The organism is Planococcus sp. CP5-4_YE (assembly GCF_019042655.1).
Lineage (GTDB): Bacteria > Bacillota > Bacilli > Bacillales_A > Planococcaceae > Planococcus.
This window is the reverse complement of the sequence record NZ_JAHPZO010000023.1, coordinates 20,543-37,692: the sequence shown is the minus strand read 5'-3', so window position 1 is coordinate 37,692 and position 17,150 is coordinate 20,543. Positions and strand designations below refer to the sequence as shown.

The following is a 17,150-nucleotide window of genomic DNA, read 5'->3' as shown; positions in this document are numbered from 1 at the left end:
ATTCTTTAGGCATCGCGTTGTAACCTGCGATTAAAAATGTGCCTTTACTTTGCAACATATAAAGCCCTAGGAGTACCATCATGAACGCCACCGCACCGATGACCAATACGCCCGAATTGATTTCATCCCCCCCCCCCCCCCCCATATAAAGCCCTAGGAGTACCATCATGAACGCCACCGCACCGATGACCAATACGCCCGATTTGATTTCATCCCCCCCCCCCCGCCTTGCCGCTTGAATTTCTTCTCTAGTTTTTCATTCGGCAACGACTGAGAAATTCCTTGTCACGCACAAGAAAATCCCGCACCCGTCTTCCCTGTGCAGGACTTTCTGTTAAACGCTTCCACATTTTCCGTTAATGTGTCCAATTTTTGAATGAGAATACCATCCCGATGATGACAACAGCTATCCCGCCGAAAATGAGCATGGGCAGCAGCCCAACAATGTCGGTCATCTCAAGGGCACCTCCTTTTCTTTGATCATACGCCCAAATGACAGAAAACGCCACAAAATTTTTTGATTTTTCAGTTATTTATGGTTGCACCGTTTACTGAATAAAACTAAGATGACAGTAAGGATCACCATTAAAGAGCTCAAGTCTTTCAAGCTGAAGAGCTCCCCAAAGTTCATCTGCCATTCACTTATTCTACTGTGTGGAGTGGAAAACTATGCTATAAATGAATCATTAGCTCTGCCTAACAATTCCAGCGCATTCAAAAAAGCCGCCGGCAAACCGGCAGCCCATATGTTTACAATTTATTGATAACAGCTCGGTAGACCGGTGCCAATACTTTCCGCAAAGCGGTAACAGGCGGCACAGGGCTTCTTTGATGCCACTGGATCCATTCAAGTGCCACCAAGCTCAATACAAGCCAGATAGTGCCTGCGATATAGCCTGCGATGACATCGCTTGGAAAATGTGCACCGAGGTAAATCCGGCTGATTCCGATCAGCATGATCAACACACTGAGCCCGAAAACCGATACCCATTGCAGCCTCGGATTCTGCTTGGTTCGGATGACCAAATAGATAAGAAAGCCGTAAAAAATTAGCGAGCCCATCGAATGGCCGCTGGGAAAACTATAGCCGACCGCATCGATCGTTTCGTTGATGCTTGGCCGCTCCCGGCTAAAGAAATGCTTTAACAGCAGTGTCAACAGCGATCCGCCGCCGACTGCCACCAAATAAAACAGGACGCCCCATTTGTCGCGCATCTTGACACCCAAGATCCATAAGACGCCAAGCGACATCAACACCAGAAACCACACAGACCCAAGTTCAGTGATGACGAACATCGCTGTATCCATCCAGTCGCTGCTAATAATTTCCAGCAATTGAATGACCACTGCATCGAACACAGCCAATTCCTGTTCAAGCATTTCATCGGCCAGTTCCGCAAACAGCGTAATGAATAATGCCGCAAGCCCAAGACCCACTAGAAGCACAATGAAAGCAAAGCCTGATAATTTCGTTTCTCTATCCATCCAACCGCTCCTATACTTTTACTTACCGTCAGTTTACCCGACTTTGCCGATAAGTATGCCGGATCCTTTCAGTTCCGTGGTTCAAAGGCCTCTATTTGGGGAATAGCTCAAATAGATAGCAATTCAAGCAAGAAAACGACAAATCCTTGCCAATTGCCCTTACCTGGAAGGATGATCATCATGAAATTGCCACTCCGGCTGCTTATATTAGCTGCCCTTCTGCTCACTCTGACTTCCTGCTCGGAAGTACTATCGGAAAACCGCGGACCCGCGGCACCTGATTTTGCATTGACTGACCTCCACGGCACTGTCCACCATCTCGCTGACTACCAAGGCGAAAAAGTCTATTTATTCTTTTGGGCATCCTGGTGCTCGATTTGCCTTTCCGGCTTGAGCGAACTAGAGGAATTGGGTGAAAGCGATAAAGACTTCACGATCCTCACCATTATCTCCCCCGGAACATACGCTGAGCGAAATGCCAATGAGTTCAAAGCTTGGATCTCAAGCATCGAACATGACGATGATTTTATCGTCTTGCTTGATGAAGGAGGGGACATATTCGGCCAGTTCGATATGGATGCCTACCCCAGTTCTGCCTGGATCAACTCTGCTGGGAGAATCACCGAACAACGCACCGGCCACGTGACCAATGACGAAATACTCGAATTGATGAATTCGATTCGCTAGAAAGGCGGAACCACTGATGAAACAATATTTTTTGCCCCTGCTCTTATTATTGCTGCTGGCAGGCTGTTCAAGCGAAGCAGTCACTGACTCTACTACCGCCTCCTCTCCTGCTTCGGAATCGCGCTTTCCGGACAATCCAAACGAAGAGCTGGAGTTCGATACGGAAAATTTGGAAGACATTTGGTTTGCAGGTGGCTGCTTCTGGGGTGTTGAAGCCTATATGGCACGCATCTACGGCGTCTACGAAGTAACTTCCGGCTATGCAGGCGGAACGATTGAAGACCCGACATACGAAGAAGTGCTGACAGGCGATACCGGCTATGCCGAAACCGTCCATTTGCGCTATGATCCAGAGCGTGTATCGCTCGAGGAATTGCTTGACCGCTATTTCCTGATCATCGACCCGACACTTGTCGACCAGCAAGGCAATGACCGCGGCAACCAATACCGGACCGCCATCTTCTACGATGACCCGTCAGTTGTAAGTACGATTGATGAGACCATTGCCAACGAGCAAAAAAAATATGATAAGCCAATTGTTACCGAAGTCGAACCGCTGACGAATTATTACCTCGCGGAAAACTACCACCAAGACTATTTGGAGAAAAATCCGGATGGCTATTGCCATGTTGACTTCACAAGCCTAGAAGACCAGGAAGTCCCGCAATTGATCGATCCGGCCGATTACCCGAAACCGGATGAAGAGGAAATCCGGGAAATGCTGACCGATGAACAATACCGCGTCACCCAGGAAGACGGAACAGAGACTGCATTCAATAATGAATACGATGGCTTTTACGAACCCGGCATCTATGTCGACATCGTCACCGGCGAACCGCTCTTTTCTTCCAAAGACAAATATGATTCCGAGACCGGTTGGCCAAGCTTCACGAAGCCGATCGATCCGGCAGTCGTAACCGAACACGATGATCTTTCCCTATTCGGCATGCAGACCGAAATCAGGAGCCGCACGGGCGACAGCCACTTGGGGCATGTCTTTGAAGACGGCCCGGAAGATGCCGGCGGTTTACGCTATTGCATGAACAGCGCGGCATTGCGTTTTGTGCCTCTTGAAGAGATGGAAACACAAGGCTATGGATACCTGACAGACAAAGTAACTGATTAAGCATGATAAAAGCCGGAAGCCCTTTTGAATGGGCTTCCGGCTTTTTCGATAATAAATTCTGGTTTATTGGCTTTCGGCTCGCTTCACCAGACGGCGTTCCAAAATGCCTTCGACGATCATGAAATTCTCATGGCATTTCGGGCGATATCGGCCTTTGGCGATACCTTCGATCGTCAAACTGCTCACCCCGTATTTCATTCCTAAGTGTTCGGCAGAAAATTCTTCAATATGATAGAAATACAAGATACTGTAGACAGCCTCATCGCTGAGCTTATTTAACTCGTGTGCTGTTGTCATAGCGCTTGACCCCCCCATTAGGTTGCTGCCCGGTACGCTCGGCTTTATACTGCTGATAACCTTTAATAAAGCGCTCATAGCTGGCTGTAAAAGCAGCGTTGGTTTTTTTCATCTCGTTGTGGTTTCCCATCTTGAACACTCCTTATTAAAAGTTTATCGCTCAGTAAGTCTCCACCAAATATTTTTCAATTCGGTTGAATGCTCTGTAGCAATCTCTTCTCACATGGCCAGACAGCAAATCCTCCAAAGACTCAACACTTATATGAAAGCGCTGGGCCAACTCTTTTGTTTCATAGCCTTTCACTTTCCACAAGTATAGGATCAGGTAAATGTCTTCATCGCCCAGTTTAATCAGGTCACTCCGATTATCCATTAACATTACCGCCTTCCACTTGATTTAGATTGATTAAGCTGGCTGTTCTATACAGCCAATTGCCGAACTTAACCTCGAAACAAAGACTTTTGGTGACTCGTGCGAACGGATCCTTACCCAAAACCCGTTGTCGTCGGGTTCAGCTGTCTGCAGATAATCCGTCGGCAGCGGTATTGGATGAATAACGAGTGCGTCAATAAAGACAGGCAACTCTTCCTGGGTCATCCAAATATCCACTTGATTGACAGCTGTACCGCTGTCATCGTAGCCGAGAAACCGTATAGTTCTGCTGCCAATTCGGGTACGCCTAGTTTTTGATGATTGCAGTGCTTGCCAAGTGTTCCTAAACGGCTTAACAAGTTCTCCCCTTTCTTCCATAACCTTCTCTCCTTTGTTCTTACTAATAAAAAAGCACCGGAACAGACTCCACTATCCAGAGGAGAATATTTCCGGCGCTGTGCACAGCACTATAGTCTGCCACATTCAACCAAAGTATAATTTTCCAGTTGTACAGAACTGCTATTCCTTGTTCTTTATCTCCTCCAGAAGTAGCTATTCAATTTACTCAGTGACATTTGCTTATAAAGCGCTAACCAAAATGAAAAGCAAAAATTTGTATAAGATAATGTAATAGTATTAGCCTACAATATTTCACATTTCTTGTAAACACTAAATTACTGAATATTTAAAATAATGATTTATTATCATTAATCTGTTTATTATTGATAAAAATACTTTCTTTTAGTTCAAGTGAATCAAACCCGTACAACCTGCCGGATAATGGAAAAACTGTGCCACCCACTCGAAACACAGCGGGCAGCACAGCCATCAAATTAGATCAGCAAATTGAAAAGCAATGAATCGTTATTAATATTTTTATACGGAAAGCCATTTTGCGCCATACGCTCCACAAGAGGCCCATAATCTGCCGGGTCTTTCAATTCAATCCCCACCAAGACGGGTCCATGTTCACGGTTATTTCGTTTGGTGTATTCAAAGTGGGTGATATCGTCTTGTTCACCAAGCACATCCCCCATGAACTTCCGGAGGGCTCCCGCGCGTTGCGGGAAGGTTACAATGAAATAATGCTTCAAGCCTTCATAGATTAAGGATTTTTCTTTGATTTCCTGCATGCGTTCGATATCGTTATTGCCGCCACTGACGACGCAGACGACATTCTTCCCGCGGATTTCCTCCCGGTAGAAATCGAGTGCCGCTACCGATAAGGCACCAGCCGGTTCTGCGACGATAGCATTTTCGTTGTATAGTTCAAGGATTGTCGTACACACTTTGCCTTCCGGAACTGGAACGATGTCAGCCAACACTTTCTGGCAGATCGCCATCGACAAATCGCCAACTTGCTTGACCGCTGCCCCATCGACAAAGGTGTCGATCGTATCGAGCCGTGTCACTTGCCCTTCCTTGAGAGAAGCCTTCATGCTCGCAGCGCCTTCCGGTTCCACACCGATCAGCTTCGTCGATGGAGAAATACCTTTCAAATATGTGCCGACTCCAGACGCCAACCCTCCACCGCCAATGGCACAGAACATATAATCGACCGGTTCCTGCATGTCATTGAGAACTTCGACTGCCACCGTCCCTTGTCCTGCGATAACCGCTTCCGCGTTGAACGGATGGACGAAGGTCTTGCCTTCTTCCGAGCAAACGTCCATCGCTGCCGCAAAGGCATCGTCGAAACTGTCACCGATCAAGACGACTTCTACGCACTCGCCGCCGAAGCGCTTCACTTGTGACACCTTCTGGCTCGGTGTCGTCAGCGGCATGAAGATCTTCCCTTCAATGCCAAGCGCCTGGCAGGAATAAGCGACACCTTGGGCATGGTTGCCTGCACTCGCACAGACGACGCCCTTGGAGCGTTCAGATTCGGTCATGCTGCGGATGAAATTATAGGCGCCGCGCAATTTAAACGACCGGACCACTTGCTGGTCTTCGCGTTTTAAAAAGACATTGCAGCCATAGCGTGCCGAAAGAATCTCGTTGCGCTGCAAGGGCGTCCGGATGATAACATCCTTCAGCGCCTGATTGGCGACCATAATATCGGCCACGGTCACCTCTTTAGCAATAGCTTCCCTTTCCAGCTCTGTGATGTTTTTTGCCATCCCTTTCACCCTCTTCATTTTGATTATTGAATTACTCTAACACATCAGCAGGATTTGTTGTGTAAAAATTTAGACAATTTGATGATCTTTTCACAAGATTTTCAGTTTTTCTTGAATGTATACGGTTTCAATTTTCAAATGGGGTAAACTAGATAGAAAAAGAAGCGTTAGAAAGTATTTATTTTTTAAAGGGGAGATGATTTCTTGGAAGATGTTCATCATAAAATCGCTATTATCACCGGGGGCAACAGCGGCATCGGATGGGAAGCTGCCAATATGCTCGCCGGCCGGGGCTTCTCGATTCTGCTGGCAGTCCGCGACCTGGTCAAAGGCGAAAACGCGAAACGGGAGATCCTCGATTACCATCCGGAAGCGACGGTCGCCGTCCTGAAGCTCGACTTGGCCGATCTCGCAAGCGTCCGCCATTTTGCGGATAGCTACAAAAAGCATTTCCGTTCTATCGATTTGCTAGTCAATAATGCAGGAATCATGATGCCGCCTTACGGAAAAACGAAAGACGGCTTTGAAATGCAGTTTGGCAGCAATTACCTCGGCCATTTTGCATTGACCGCCCACCTTTTGCCGCTGCTCGCGAAAACCCCAGGCTCACGCGTCATCACACTCGGCAGTCTGGCGCATAACCGCGGCATGATTGATTTCGATAATCTGGATGGCTCGAAAGGCTATCGAGCGAAAAAATTCTATAATCAGAGCAAACTCGCTAATATGCTGTTTGCGATGGAACTCGACCGCCGGCTGAAAAAGCATCGCATCCAGACGATCAGCGTTGCCTGCCACCCAGGGGTTTCCGCCACCAATATCTTCAAAATCGGCAAATACGATGCGCCTGTCCTGCTTCGGGATTTCGCTAACCGCTTTCTGCAGCCGCCGGACATGGGAGCGCTCGCCACTGTTCACGCAGCGACAGAACCCGGACTCACAGGAGGCGAATACATCGGCCCTGCCGGCAGAGGGCGCAGAAAGGGCTATCCTGCACTGGATACCCCCCACCCGACAGCCGTTGATGAAGCGCTTGCCCGAAAATTATGGGACGTGTCCGAGCAATTGACGGGGGTCTCGTTTGATTTTGAATCGGCCCACCAGGAAAATTCCGCTGCCGAAAATTGAATCCCGCCAAACATTGTTTCATTTTTTGATGAAAAATCCGATTATTGGTACACTAAGCAGGGAACAGCAGTAGTGCAGACAAAATTTCTTAATCTGAGGAGCTGAGACGATGAACACAGAACAATTTGAAGTAATGAAGAACGGCAAAGGCTTTATTGCAGCATTGGACCAAAGCGGCGGCAGTACGCCAAAAGCGTTAAAACTTTATGGTGTGAACGAAGATGCTTACTCCAATGAAGACGAAATGTATGACTTAATCCATGAAATGAGAACACGCGTCATGACCGCACCGGCATTTACGTCGGATTATGTGCTCGGGGCTATCCTATTTGAACAGACGATGGACCGCGATGTGTATGGCAAATACACAAGCAACTATCTGTGGGAAGCAAAAGGCGTTGTTCCTTTCCTTAAAATCGACAAAGGGCTTGCCGACGAACAAAACGGCGTTCAATTGATGAAGCCGAACCCGAATTTGAATGAGCTGTTGAAGCGTGCGGTCGAACGCAATGTCTTTGGCACGAAGATGCGCTCAGTCGTCAAAGAGGCGAACGAAGACGGCATCAAGCAGGTGGTTGACCAGCAGTTCGAAGTTGCGAAAGAAGTCATCGCTGCAGGACTCGTGCCGATCATCGAGCCGGAAGTCGACATCAACAGCGCAGATAAAGAACGAATCGAGGCTATGCTGAATGATGAAATCCTTAGCCACCTTGATAAGCTCAGCGACGATGAGCACGTCATGTTGAAATTGACGATCCCGACGCTGGCGAATTTCTATAAGGAATTGATCGACCACCCTCGCGTCGTACGTGTTGTGGCATTGTCCGGCGGATATCCGCGCGAACAGGCGAACCAGAAGCTTGCTGAAAACAAAGGCTTGATCGCCAGCTTCTCACGCGCCTTATCAGAAGGCTTGAGTGCTGACCAGTCGGATGAAGAGTTCAACACGACGCTCGAAAAGTCTATCAAAGAAATCTACGAAGCATCCATTACATGATATAAAAAAGCGCTCCCTTTGCGGTGCGCTTTTTTTCTTATGGATTGGATTGTATGAATAAAATCAAATCCAGGCCTAATAGTAAGTTTTTCATGTTTGAGATTCCGCTTCAGGGAGGACGCTTGCCGGGGGGCGGGTGTTGAGCCAATGTGCCGCAAAGAGCGCGGCACATTTGTCTCGCCAGCCCGCGCGGTCCCCCAGGCGTCGCCTCCCTTCCGCTCCATCTCTAGTTTTAGTCAGGAAGGCATATTTTCTTCCATTGAAGTTTGCATTGACGATTTTATGCATCACTCTAAGACGAAATGGAAATTAAGACTGTTTTATAATTGTTGTGTCCAAATAAGCGTCTCCCACCAGCGGATAAACACGAGAAAAAGAGATACTTTATCACTCAAAAAAAGCCAATGAAATCTAAAATCCGAACCGCGAACAAGGGCGAGCCGGAGCAATGAGACAAGTGTTGTTCTTGGCTCATTACGGGAGGCATGCCCAAAGCGGGAGGCGCCTGCTTGGGGATGAAAAGATCGACAAAACATTCGTCTCACTCATAAGCCTAAATAAGCAACATCCACCAGCGGATGAACATAAGAAAAAGAGATGCTTCATCACTTACAAAATTCAGTGGGATGTAAAAGCCGAACCGCGCTCACGGGCAAGCCGGAGCAATGAGACAAGTGTTCTTCTTGGCTCATTACGGGAGGCATGCCCCAAGCGGGAGGCGGCTGCTTGGGGATGGAGTCATCAATGAAGATATCTGCTCGCATACTTATTTAACTATTTTCACTTTTTTCATTTGCGAACACCCACTAAAAAGGAGAGATTCCATGTTATATTTTCTGGTTCCGATTGCTATTGTTGCGGGCCTTGGCTTTATCGTTGACCGCCGGCGCAGGACTTCTGCCTATTATGACAAGCCGACGCATCCGGACGCCAAGCCTGGCGACAGCTCAAATTACACGATGGGCGACAACCGCTATACGAGCGGCGGCGAATAAACGACTAGCAAAAAGCCGCAGCATTCCCAATCGGGTGCTGCGGCTTTTCGTTATGGACGATAGTTGAGCGTAATGCCTTTGAGGAGATTGCGCATGAGCTGGTCGCCCAGTTGCTTGTAGTTTTTATGGCCTTCTTTCCGGAGAAAGGCACCTAGCTCCCCTTTAGAGACATTAATTCCGGCAAGCTTCCATAAATCTAGCAAGTCTTCGCTTGTCAATTCCAGGGCGATGCGCAGTTTTTTCAAGACCAAGTTGTTGATGTGCTCGCCGCTTACTTCGGGCGGGCCGGAGTCGCCAGGTTTCGGTCCACGGTTGAAAGTAATCAGCCCGTTCAAGAAACGTTCCAATTGATCGTTTGCCAATGGAATATTGGCTTCTGCCCCTTCATCGTCTGGCTCCGGTGTTTTCGTTAAAATCAGCGGAATATCGACGGCACTCACTTTTTCGCCACCAAGTGCGAAAATTTCTTTTACATCGCTATTTTTCAAGTCCAGTGCATAGCGCAGCCGGATCAAAACATCGTTATTGTCCATCAAAAAATCCTCCTGCCAAGTTCTATTCAATACTGTTCTATCATAACACAGAGAAATGGCACCCCGAAGCATCAGGGCGCCATTTTTCAGCGTTCGATAAACGTATGGCGGAACCAGGTGTATTCGCTGATATGCAACTCGCGCAGCTGGTATTTCAAGATTTTTCCTGAAGCATTACGCGGCAGTTCGTCTGCGAAACGGAATTTTTTCGGCGCTTTATGCTGGGGCAAATGCTCAAGCAAGTATTCGGACAGCGCTTCTTCATCAATGGTCGCTCCGTCTTTCGGGACGATGACAACACCGACGATTTCACCCCATTCTTCTTCCGGAATGCCGACAGTCGCTGCTTCCTTGACTTGCGGATGGCGATTCAGCACTTGTTCGATTTCGATAGAATAAATATTATTCCCTGCCGAAATGATGCGGTCAGATTTGCGGTCGACAAGTGTGATGTAGCCGTCTTCGTCGATTGTCGCGAGATCCCCCGTCAACAGCCATCGGTCCCGGAACGCCTCTTCGGTTTCTTCCGGCATGTTGTAATACGACTTCATAATGGTCTCGCCGCGCATGATAAATTCGCCGACTTGTCCAGGCGCAACGTCATTCATCTCTTCATCGACCACTCGGACATGGGTCATATACATCGACTTTCCACCCGCTCCCTCTTTAAGGGCATGCTCGCTTGGCAGCAAATAGACGCCTCCCGGTCCACCTTCAGTAAGGAAACATAAATTATAAAATTGTTCGTGGCCAAAGAATTTCATGGCCCGCGCAATCAGTCCATTAGGCATCGGGTCTGTTCCGTACATGCATTTTCGGAGGGTACCCAAATTATAATTTGCGCTCTCAGGTGCTTCCATTAACGCCTGGTACATATCCGGCAGCCCGAAAAACACTGTACAGCCGTCCTGATGGATAGCGTCCACTACATCCCTGGCAGCGAATTCACGCAGAATGGTGTGCGGCACACCGAGCATGACCCCGGTCACGAGAAATAAATTGAGCTGGGAAGGATGGAAGAACGGCGCAGCATGAAGCAAGCGGTCATCATGGTTGACGCCCGTCCCTAGAATGAACGACGTGCTGACATTGACGATGCGCTGGTGGTCGAAAAGCGCTCCCTTAGGCGGGCCGGTCGTTCCCGATGTATAAAGGATTTCTGCATCGTCTTCCGGCAAAATTTCGACTTTCGGCTCCGAATGATCATCGTCCAGTGCTTCGGCCCAACTAAGATGCGCTTCAACTTTCGCTTTCGGATAAACGACTACCTGATGCAGCAGATCGTCCAGTTCCTTCGCTTCCGCCACTAAGCTTTCGAATTCATTGTCGCAAAACACATAGGCCGCATTCGACTGCCCGAATAGATAGCCCGCTTCCTCGGCGTTCAGCCGGTAATTGACCGGAACCACGACACCGCCTGCTTTCAATGCGGCAAAAAACGCAATTACATACGCATCCGAATTCTTCATGAACAGCGCCACTTTATCGCCTTTTGAAATCCCTTCCCGCACCAAACCGTTCGCCAAGCGATTCACTTCCGCATTCAATTCCCGATACGTATAAGATTTCCCTTCGAAATTCACTGCCGGTAAATTTGGCTGTCGCGTCGCATTCATCGTCAAAGACGTTGTAATGTTCATCTGCCATTCCTCCTTTGTTTGCTCATGAATCTTCCTTTCTGCCTGATCGGTAGTCTTTCAATATTATAATATTCTGAAAATATAGTCAATATGCCAATAATTGTAAATAAAAAAAGACTCTTTTCCAGAGCCTTTTTCGCACGCCTTAATTCATGAACAAATAGAAGATATACAACGGAATCAATCCCATCGCCATGTATTTGACGACTGTGAACGTGCTCATCCCGAGGCATTTTATTTTCGCCGTCAACGCTTCGCGGAAATCAGTGAACCATCCGGGCATTACAAGGCCCTCCTTTAGGGTATAGTACTAGTATAGGACAGCAAGCCGGCACAACAACAGCACAATGCACTCGTTCCTGTAACTTTTTGGGGCCACTTGCGGTCTACTCTATAGACAAAAAAGGGGGCGAACCCAATGAGGCAAAAAAACGCAATTGGCTGGCTCATGATGCTCATGGCCGCTTTGATGCTCGCAGCGTGTGGCACCGAAAGCGACAATCTGCCGGAAGATCCAGATTCAGGGGGTGAAATCATCGAAGGTGAAGTAACATCGACCATAGAAGAAACCGACAATGGAACTTACCGCTATACCGTCAAAAACGATACGCAGGAAGCAGTGACATTGAACTTCACGAGCGGACAGCGCTATGATTTCACATTGACCGATGAACAAGGCATCGAAGTGTTCCGCATGTCGTCTGTCAGCATGTATACCCAGGCGCTCGGTGAGGAAATCCTGCGCCAAGGCGAGGAGCTCCAATACGAGATTCAAGTTCCGGAAGCCAATCTTGAACCCGGCACCTACACCCTTGAAGTGTGGATGACGCCGACACAAGGCACGAATTACCCAGCGGAAATCGAGCATACGATCGAATAGAAAAACCGGACCGCCAAGCGCGGTTCGGTTTTTTTCGTCCATTCAATTTCAAACGCTTGCCGGAACTTTTTCAGCCAATAGCTTGCGCAATGACTCCAGCTCGGGCACCGCCTTTTTCGGCACAATCAGTGCGGACATGGCGCTATTATACAAATACAAATTGACCGCATCCTCCCCATATTTTTCGATGCCCGACCAGCGCACATGCGTCTCCCCATTTTTCATCACTTCCCGGATTCCCTCTGAATCAATGAACAGTTCACGGGTGTCCAGTAAGCCTTCGTTTTTGCCTTCATTGACCATTTTCCGGCTCATGCGTTTAATGTTCCAGTGGAAATAGGGCGGAAAGAAGATGATCCATAAAGCTGCGAATAGAATAAAGGGAATCATCAGGCTCCACACTGACCAATCAAAAATCGGCGCCATCACGAACGGCATTATCAAATAAATGATTGGAATGACAAAGCGCTGGATCGTCAGTGAACGCTTGACCGCTTCTGAATGTTTAGCATGATAAAGGTTGAAATCAACAAATTGCTGTTCCGTCAACTCGTACGAAAATTCCTGCATCGCGCAGCTCCTTTTAGCAAGATCAATTAACCATTGCCATTTTCTTCTATTATACGATGGTTCAGTGCAGAATATATTATATTTTTTTGATACGCTAATACTCTGCAAATGCATTTATGTGAAAGGAGCTTTCTGTTGGAACTTACACCCATTCCTGATCACCTGAAGGATCATCTCGACATCCTGTTCGTCGGATTCAACCCAAGCATCCGCTCAAGTGAAACCGGCTATCATTACGCAAACCCAAACAACCGCTTCTGGAAAATCCTTGTTGAATCCGAATTGACGCCAAGAAAATACGCACCGGAGGAAAACCATGCTTTGCTCGAACTCGGCTATGGCTTGACCAATATCGTCCCCCGCCCGACGAAAGCAGCAGCAGACATCACAAAAGAAGAATACAAAGAAGGTGCCGAACAACTAAAGCGCAAAATTGAACGCTACCGGCCAAAAGCTGTCTGTTTTGTGGGTAAAGGCGTCTACCTCCAGTTCAGCGGCAAAAAATCGACCCACTGGGGCAAACAGCCTGATTCGGTTGTTCCGGGAGTCATCGAATACGTTGCCCCTTCCTCCAGCGGCTTAGTGCGCATGAAGCAAGCTGAAATTGTGGAAATTTATGAGGGTTTACACCATTTACTCTATGAAAGCCATTAAATCTTCATGTTAATCCATTACACTTTCCGCATTGATTATCCAACTCTCGATGCGGGTAAACAAGGAAGGAAGCGATTAGCATAAGGAGGAGATTCTACATGGCAAAAACAGCAATCATCACAGGTGGCGGCAGCGGGCTCGGACAATCCGCGGCACTGCGTTTGGCACAAGAAGGTATTAACATCGCTGTCGTCGACATTAGCGAAAAAGGCGGAAACGATACCGTCGAAAAAGTGAAAGAACTTGGTCCCGATGCTCTTTTCATCAAAGCAGATGTATCAAAAGCACAGGAAGTGAAAAACTATGTCGACAAAACAGTCGAGCATTTCGGCTCGATTGATTATTTTTTCAATAATGCCGGAATTTCCGGAAGCGGCAAACAATTCCTTGAAACGGATATAGAAGAAATCGAGCAGATCGTCGGCATCAATATGCTGGGCGCGCTCTATGGCCTGCGCTACGTAGCGGAAGTGATGGTCAAAAACGGCGGTGGGTCGATCGTTAATACCGCATCGAGCGCCGGCGTCATCGGCCAGGATACAGTCGTGACGTACTCAGCGACGAAACACGGCATCGTCGGCATGACCAAATCACTGGTCGCCGAATACGCCAAAGACGGCTTGCGCGTTAATGCAGTTGCGCCAGGCCCGACCGAAACCCCGATGGTCAAAGCGTATTTCGACGCCAATCCGAAAATGAAAAAAAGCGCAGAAGAAGGCATTCCGCAAAAACGGCTTGGCACTGCAGACGAAGTCGCGGAACTCGTGGCCTTTCTACTTACTTCAAAAGCACAGTACATCAACGGAGATGTCATCCGCATCGACGGCGGGTTCACCAGCACGAAATAAGAAAAAGGTTCCAGGGGAGAACTCCCCCGGAACCTTTTTCTTATGCGCCGATTCCTGTCTTGGGCGTTCGACCGCTTGCAGCTCGAGCAGATAATTGACGCCTTTCGTGATGGCAGTCTCCACCGGTCCTGGTGCTACGCTCTTGACCGCAATGCCGAACTCGCCCACTTCCCTGATGAACCAGGCCCGGATAGATAGTTAAAACCACACCTCTTGTGAACTAAAGATATTTTAATTCGAGATTATTTTCGTTTTTAAGTTTACAGAAACTTTGAAAAAGGAAATAGAAGGGAGTATTGAAATCGAAATTGTAGGAGGAACTTTAGTGGGACATTATATTCAAGTTGAAGAAAACGTGAAAATTCATGTAGAAGATATCGGTTCAGGACAGCCGGTGGTATTTCTTCACGGCTGGCCGTTGAACAACAAAGCGTTTGAATACCAGACGAGCTTGCTTGCGAAAAACGGCTTCCGTTATATCGGCGTCGATATGCGCGGCTATGGAAAATCCGATAAGCCGTGGTCAGGATACGATTACGACACAATGGCAAAAGACCTCGAGGCAGTAGTCAATGAGCTTCGCCTTGATCAATTCGTGCTCGGCGGCTTTTCGATGGGCGGCCCAATCGCAATCCGTTATTTAACAAAATTCGGCCAGGACAAAGTAGCTAAACTTCTATTGATGGGTGCTGCAGCACCGATCTTCACGCAGCGTGACGATTTCAATATCGGCATGAAGCCTGAAGAAGTGGACGACATCATCGCACAAATCGAAAAAGACCGTCCCGCGTTTCTTGCAGAATTTGCGGACCTATTTTTCGAACAGAAACATTCACCGCAATTCCTGGATTGGTTCCAGTCGCTAGCGCTTGAAGCCGGAGCGCATTCCACACTGAACTCTGCCGCTGCCCTGCGCGACGAAGACTTGCGCGGCGAGCTGTCATCCATTACGGTTCCGACAGCCATCTTCCACGGCAAAAAAGACCAGATCTGTCCTTATGAACTTGGTGAACTTCTGGACAAGGAAATCCCGAATTCGGTACTGGTACCGTTCAAAGACAGCGGACACGGCATCAATGCCGATGAGCCGGAGCGTTTCAATGAAGAACTGTTAAGCTTCCTGAAAAGTTCAGGCGTCTGAGCCACATCACGCTAAAGCAAACTCCAGCCTTCCTTATTCGGAAAGGCTGGAGTGTTTAATTGACGCGGAATGTTGCTGCAAATGAGCGCACGATGCTGATCAAAGTGCCGGTCATTTCTTTCGGAGATTTCTCATAACCCGTTTTGGCCCATTCCAAAATCAGGCCTGCAGTGCCGTGTGCCATATACAGTTTGAATTGCTTGGAGTTAATATCACCGCTTCCGATTCCTTTGAATGTAAAACCTTGGTCGAGCATCTCAAAAATCGCTTGCGGCAATTGCCCGTGAAGCCCGGGAATGGTATCTCCCACTAAATACAAATTGAAAAATGAGCGATTGTCGTACACAAAACTAATCAGTTCGAAAGAATCCGCATTCATGGCCGAAGTAAGAATATCCGCCCCTTTCGCATAACGTTCCGTACTGGTCCGTTTGATCTGCCAGAACATTTCTTCGAGCAATTCTTCGGTGAGATCGGGTTTGTCTAGATAATATAAATAGAAAGTCGCCCGGTTATACTGCGCCTTTTGGACAATATCCGTTACCGAGACATGGCTGTATCCTTTTTCATTAATTAATTCGATATACGCTTCTTTCAAGTAATGTTTGGTCCGTTCTGCTTGCGGAGATAATTTCTCTTTCTTGGTTTTCATCGCCTATCCCCCTTAAACTCGACATTTATTAAGGATGTGTCGAATTACTCGACATATCTGAAAATTTTATTGATTGAGAGCTATTTTGCAAAGGCTTACAGTAAAAGAGTAGTGTATTTTCAGTTTAGCATACCCATGAAAAGGAGCGATATTTCCATGATTAATTATCAAAACAAAGTCGTTATCATTACTGGCGGTGGATCTGGCCTTGGCCGCGCCGCTGCAAATTCGATCGCATCTCAAGGCGGCAAGCTCGTCCTTGTCGATATGAACAAGGAATCCCTAGAAGCGAGCAAAAATGAAATTCTGGCAGATTTCCAAGGCGCTTCCATCGAAACCTTCATAGCCAACGTCACCGATGAAGAACAAGTGAAAAATTACGTCCAATTCACGCTCGATACGTTCGGCAAAATCGATGGCTTCTTTAATAACGCCGGCATCGAAGGCAAACAGAATTTGACGGAAGACTACGGCTCAGATGAGTTCGAGAAAGTTGTCAGCGTCAATCTAAATGGCGTATTCTACGGCATGAAACATGTCTTGAAAGTGATGAAAGAACAAGGCTACGGCTCAATCGTCAACACCGCATCAGTCGGCGGCATCCGCGGCGTTGGCAACCAGTCCGGCTATGCGGCAAGCAAGCACGGCGTTGTCGGCTTGACGCGCAACTCCGGCATCGAATACGGAGAATATGGCATCAGCATCAACGCCATCGCACCCGGCGCCATCATGACCCCAATGGTTGAAGGCTCCCTGAAGCAAATGGCTGGTGATAACTGGGAAGCTGCCGGCAAGGAATTCGTCAGCGTCAACCCGATGAAGCGTTTCGGCAAACCGGAAGAAGTCGGCAATCTCGTCGCTTTCTTATTATCCGATGCAGCGAAATTCATCAACGCGTCCGTCATCCCGATCGACGGCGGCCAATCCTATAAATACTGACCACACGAACAACCCGGGATTCCCCGGGTTATTTTTCATTTCTACTCAAGACGCCTCACATGCATTTCCCTCCTAAATCACAGAT

The 17,150-nt window shown here is 47.9% G+C and carries 21 protein-coding genes; 10 read left to right on the top strand and 11 right to left on the bottom strand.

The window, feature by feature from the left end; all coding sequences use genetic code 11:
- Window positions 1–750 precede the first annotated feature (750 nt).
- A complete protein-coding gene (locus KTG14_RS16800; protein WP_216971964.1) occupies window positions 751–1,485 on the bottom strand; it encodes a phosphatase PAP2 family protein in 735 nt (244 codons plus the stop codon).
- Window positions 1,486–1,665: 180 nt separating this feature from the next.
- On the opposite strand from KTG14_RS16800, the gene KTG14_RS16795 reads away from it, so the two are divergent.
- Window positions 1,666–2,172: a TlpA family protein disulfide reductase gene (locus KTG14_RS16795; RefSeq protein ID WP_216971963.1), complete on the top strand. Its 507-nt coding sequence runs from the start codon at window positions 1,666–1,668 to the stop codon at window positions 2,170–2,172.
- Between the two features lie 16 nt (window positions 2,173–2,188).
- Window positions 2,189–3,298, top strand: coding sequence for a peptide-methionine (R)-S-oxide reductase MsrB (gene msrB, locus KTG14_RS16790; protein WP_216971962.1), 1,110 nt, complete (start codon window positions 2,189–2,191; stop codon window positions 3,296–3,298).
- Window positions 3,299–3,361: 63 nt separating this feature from the next.
- Here msrB and KTG14_RS16785 read toward each other — a convergent pair whose 3' ends face one another.
- The 5 genes from KTG14_RS16785 to ilvA all read right to left on the bottom strand — a co-directional run bounded on the left by KTG14_RS16785 (window position 3,362) and on the right by ilvA (window position 6,088).
- Entirely contained in the window at window positions 3,362–3,595 is a 234-nt protein-coding gene (locus KTG14_RS16785; protein WP_216971961.1) for a hypothetical protein, read from the bottom strand.
- A complete protein-coding gene (locus KTG14_RS16780) occupies window positions 3,570–3,725 on the bottom strand; it encodes a hypothetical protein (RefSeq protein ID WP_216971960.1) in 156 nt (51 codons plus the stop codon). Before KTG14_RS16780 ends, KTG14_RS16785 begins: the two co-directional genes overlap by 26 nt.
- Before the next feature lie 30 nt (window positions 3,726–3,755).
- On the bottom strand, window positions 3,756–3,968 hold the full coding sequence (locus KTG14_RS16775; RefSeq protein WP_216971959.1) for a hypothetical protein: 213 nt from the start codon (window positions 3,966–3,968) through the stop codon (window positions 3,756–3,758).
- Between the two features lie 33 nt (window positions 3,969–4,001).
- Complete coding sequence (locus tag KTG14_RS16770) at window positions 4,002–4,346, bottom strand: hypothetical protein (RefSeq protein ID WP_216971958.1); 345 nt, start codon at window positions 4,344–4,346, stop codon at window positions 4,002–4,004.
- A 455-nt stretch (window positions 4,347–4,801) separates the two neighbouring features.
- Complete coding sequence (gene ilvA / locus KTG14_RS16765) at window positions 4,802–6,088, bottom strand: threonine ammonia-lyase IlvA (RefSeq protein ID WP_216971957.1); 1,287 nt, start codon at window positions 6,086–6,088, stop codon at window positions 4,802–4,804.
- A 204-nt stretch (window positions 6,089–6,292) separates the two neighbouring features.
- Between ilvA and KTG14_RS16760 the strand changes: the two genes are divergently transcribed.
- The 3 genes from KTG14_RS16760 to KTG14_RS16750 all read left to right on the top strand — a co-directional run bounded on the left by KTG14_RS16760 (window position 6,293) and on the right by KTG14_RS16750 (window position 9,208).
- On the top strand, window positions 6,293–7,216 hold the full coding sequence (locus KTG14_RS16760) for an oxidoreductase (protein ID WP_216971956.1): 924 nt from the start codon (window positions 6,293–6,295) through the stop codon (window positions 7,214–7,216).
- A 109-nt stretch (window positions 7,217–7,325) separates the two neighbouring features.
- A complete protein-coding gene (locus tag KTG14_RS16755; protein ID WP_216971955.1) occupies window positions 7,326–8,213 on the top strand; it encodes a fructose bisphosphate aldolase in 888 nt (295 codons plus the stop codon).
- 824 nt (window positions 8,214–9,037) lie between these two features.
- Window positions 9,038–9,208 (top strand): hypothetical protein, encoded by a 171-nt coding sequence (locus KTG14_RS16750; protein ID WP_216971954.1) that lies wholly within the window; start codon window positions 9,038–9,040, stop codon window positions 9,206–9,208.
- Between the two features lie 50 nt (window positions 9,209–9,258).
- On the opposite strand, the gene KTG14_RS16745 is transcribed toward KTG14_RS16750, so the two are convergent.
- The 3 genes from KTG14_RS16745 to KTG14_RS16735 form a co-directional block, all read right to left on the bottom strand.
- Complete coding sequence (locus KTG14_RS16745; protein ID WP_216971953.1) at window positions 9,259–9,741, bottom strand: YehS family protein; 483 nt, start codon at window positions 9,739–9,741, stop codon at window positions 9,259–9,261.
- 86 nt (window positions 9,742–9,827) lie between these two features.
- Window positions 9,828–11,411 carry a class I adenylate-forming enzyme family protein gene (locus KTG14_RS16740; RefSeq protein ID WP_308462003.1) on the bottom strand — a complete coding sequence of 528 codons (1,584 nt, stop codon included), beginning with the start codon at window positions 11,409–11,411 and terminating at the stop codon, window positions 9,828–9,830.
- A 115-nt stretch (window positions 11,412–11,526) separates the two neighbouring features.
- Window positions 11,527–11,664, bottom strand: coding sequence for a hypothetical protein (locus KTG14_RS16735; RefSeq protein WP_216971951.1), 138 nt, complete (start codon window positions 11,662–11,664; stop codon window positions 11,527–11,529).
- 135 nt (window positions 11,665–11,799) lie between these two features.
- On the opposite strand from KTG14_RS16735, the gene KTG14_RS16730 reads away from it, so the two are divergent.
- On the top strand, window positions 11,800–12,261 hold the full coding sequence (locus tag KTG14_RS16730) for a BsuPI-related putative proteinase inhibitor (RefSeq protein ID WP_216971950.1): 462 nt from the start codon (window positions 11,800–11,802) through the stop codon (window positions 12,259–12,261).
- A gap of 48 nt (window positions 12,262–12,309) precedes the next feature.
- Here the strand turns inward: KTG14_RS16730 and KTG14_RS16725 are convergent, their stop codons facing one another.
- Window positions 12,310–12,831, bottom strand: coding sequence for a YcxB family protein (locus tag KTG14_RS16725; RefSeq protein WP_216971949.1), 522 nt, complete (start codon window positions 12,829–12,831; stop codon window positions 12,310–12,312).
- A 108-nt stretch (window positions 12,832–12,939) separates the two neighbouring features.
- Here KTG14_RS16725 and KTG14_RS16720 point away from each other — a divergent pair, with 108 nt between their 5' ends.
- From KTG14_RS16720 to KTG14_RS16710, 3 genes are all read left to right on the top strand, one after another.
- Window positions 12,940–13,485, top strand: a complete 546-nt coding sequence (locus KTG14_RS16720; RefSeq protein WP_216971948.1) for a mismatch-specific DNA-glycosylase — start codon at window positions 12,940–12,942, stop codon at window positions 13,483–13,485.
- Window positions 13,486–13,583: 98 nt separating this feature from the next.
- Window positions 13,584–14,333 carry an SDR family NAD(P)-dependent oxidoreductase gene (locus KTG14_RS16715; protein WP_216971947.1) on the top strand — a complete coding sequence of 250 codons (750 nt, stop codon included), beginning with the start codon at window positions 13,584–13,586 and terminating at the stop codon, window positions 14,331–14,333.
- A 325-nt stretch (window positions 14,334–14,658) separates the two neighbouring features.
- On the top strand, window positions 14,659–15,474 hold the full coding sequence (locus tag KTG14_RS16710) for an alpha/beta fold hydrolase (protein ID WP_216971946.1): 816 nt from the start codon (window positions 14,659–14,661) through the stop codon (window positions 15,472–15,474).
- A 55-nt stretch (window positions 15,475–15,529) separates the two neighbouring features.
- On the opposite strand, the gene KTG14_RS16705 is transcribed toward KTG14_RS16710, so the two are convergent.
- Complete coding sequence (locus tag KTG14_RS16705) at window positions 15,530–16,126, bottom strand: TetR/AcrR family transcriptional regulator (RefSeq protein ID WP_216971945.1); 597 nt, start codon at window positions 16,124–16,126, stop codon at window positions 15,530–15,532.
- Window positions 16,127–16,282: 156 nt separating this feature from the next.
- Here KTG14_RS16705 and KTG14_RS16700 point away from each other — a divergent pair, with 156 nt between their 5' ends.
- On the top strand, window positions 16,283–17,065 hold the full coding sequence (locus KTG14_RS16700) for an SDR family oxidoreductase (RefSeq protein ID WP_216971944.1): 783 nt from the start codon (window positions 16,283–16,285) through the stop codon (window positions 17,063–17,065).
- Window positions 17,066–17,150: the final 85 nt, after the last annotated feature.

What these genes read in the sequence shown, in the direction of transcription:
- KTG14_RS16800 (WP_216971964.1), bottom strand. Translation starts at nt 1,485, where the DNA reads ATGGATAGAGAAACGAAATTATCAGGCTTTGCTTTCATTGTGCTTCTA.
- KTG14_RS16795 (WP_216971963.1), top strand. Translation starts at nt 1,666, where the DNA reads ATGAAATTGCCACTCCGGCTGCTTATATTAGCTGCCCTTCTGCTCACT.
- msrB (WP_216971962.1), top strand. Translation starts at nt 2,189, where the DNA reads ATGAAACAATATTTTTTGCCCCTGCTCTTATTATTGCTGCTGGCAGGC.
- KTG14_RS16785 (WP_216971961.1), bottom strand. Translation starts at nt 3,595, where the DNA reads ATGACAACAGCACACGAGTTAAATAAGCTCAGCGATGAGGCTGTCTAC.
- KTG14_RS16780 (WP_216971960.1), bottom strand. Translation starts at nt 3,725, where the DNA reads ATGGGAAACCACAACGAGATGAAAAAAACCAACGCTGCTTTTACAGCC.
- KTG14_RS16775 (WP_216971959.1), bottom strand. Translation starts at nt 3,968, where the DNA reads ATGGATAATCGGAGTGACCTGATTAAACTGGGCGATGAAGACATTTAC.
- KTG14_RS16770 (WP_216971958.1), bottom strand. Translation starts at nt 4,346, where the DNA reads ATGGAAGAAAGGGGAGAACTTGTTAAGCCGTTTAGGAACACTTGGCAA.
- ilvA (WP_216971957.1), bottom strand. Translation starts at nt 6,088, where the DNA reads ATGGCAAAAAACATCACAGAGCTGGAAAGGGAAGCTATTGCTAAAGAG.
- KTG14_RS16755 (WP_216971955.1), top strand. Translation starts at nt 7,326, where the DNA reads ATGAACACAGAACAATTTGAAGTAATGAAGAACGGCAAAGGCTTTATT.
- KTG14_RS16750 (WP_216971954.1), top strand. Translation starts at nt 9,038, where the DNA reads ATGTTATATTTTCTGGTTCCGATTGCTATTGTTGCGGGCCTTGGCTTT.
- KTG14_RS16745 (WP_216971953.1), bottom strand. Translation starts at nt 9,741, where the DNA reads ATGGACAATAACGATGTTTTGATCCGGCTGCGCTATGCACTGGACTTG.
- KTG14_RS16735 (WP_216971951.1), bottom strand. Translation starts at nt 11,664, where the DNA reads ATGCCCGGATGGTTCACTGATTTCCGCGAAGCGTTGACGGCGAAAATA.
- KTG14_RS16730 (WP_216971950.1), top strand. Translation starts at nt 11,800, where the DNA reads ATGAGGCAAAAAAACGCAATTGGCTGGCTCATGATGCTCATGGCCGCT.
- KTG14_RS16725 (WP_216971949.1), bottom strand. Translation starts at nt 12,831, where the DNA reads ATGCAGGAATTTTCGTACGAGTTGACGGAACAGCAATTTGTTGATTTC.
- KTG14_RS16720 (WP_216971948.1), top strand. Translation starts at nt 12,940, where the DNA reads ATGCATTTATGTGAAAGGAGCTTTCTGTTGGAACTTACACCCATTCCT.
- KTG14_RS16715 (WP_216971947.1), top strand. Translation starts at nt 13,584, where the DNA reads ATGGCAAAAACAGCAATCATCACAGGTGGCGGCAGCGGGCTCGGACAA.
- KTG14_RS16705 (WP_216971945.1), bottom strand. Translation starts at nt 16,126, where the DNA reads ATGAAAACCAAGAAAGAGAAATTATCTCCGCAAGCAGAACGGACCAAA.
- KTG14_RS16700 (WP_216971944.1), top strand. Translation starts at nt 16,283, where the DNA reads ATGATTAATTATCAAAACAAAGTCGTTATCATTACTGGCGGTGGATCT.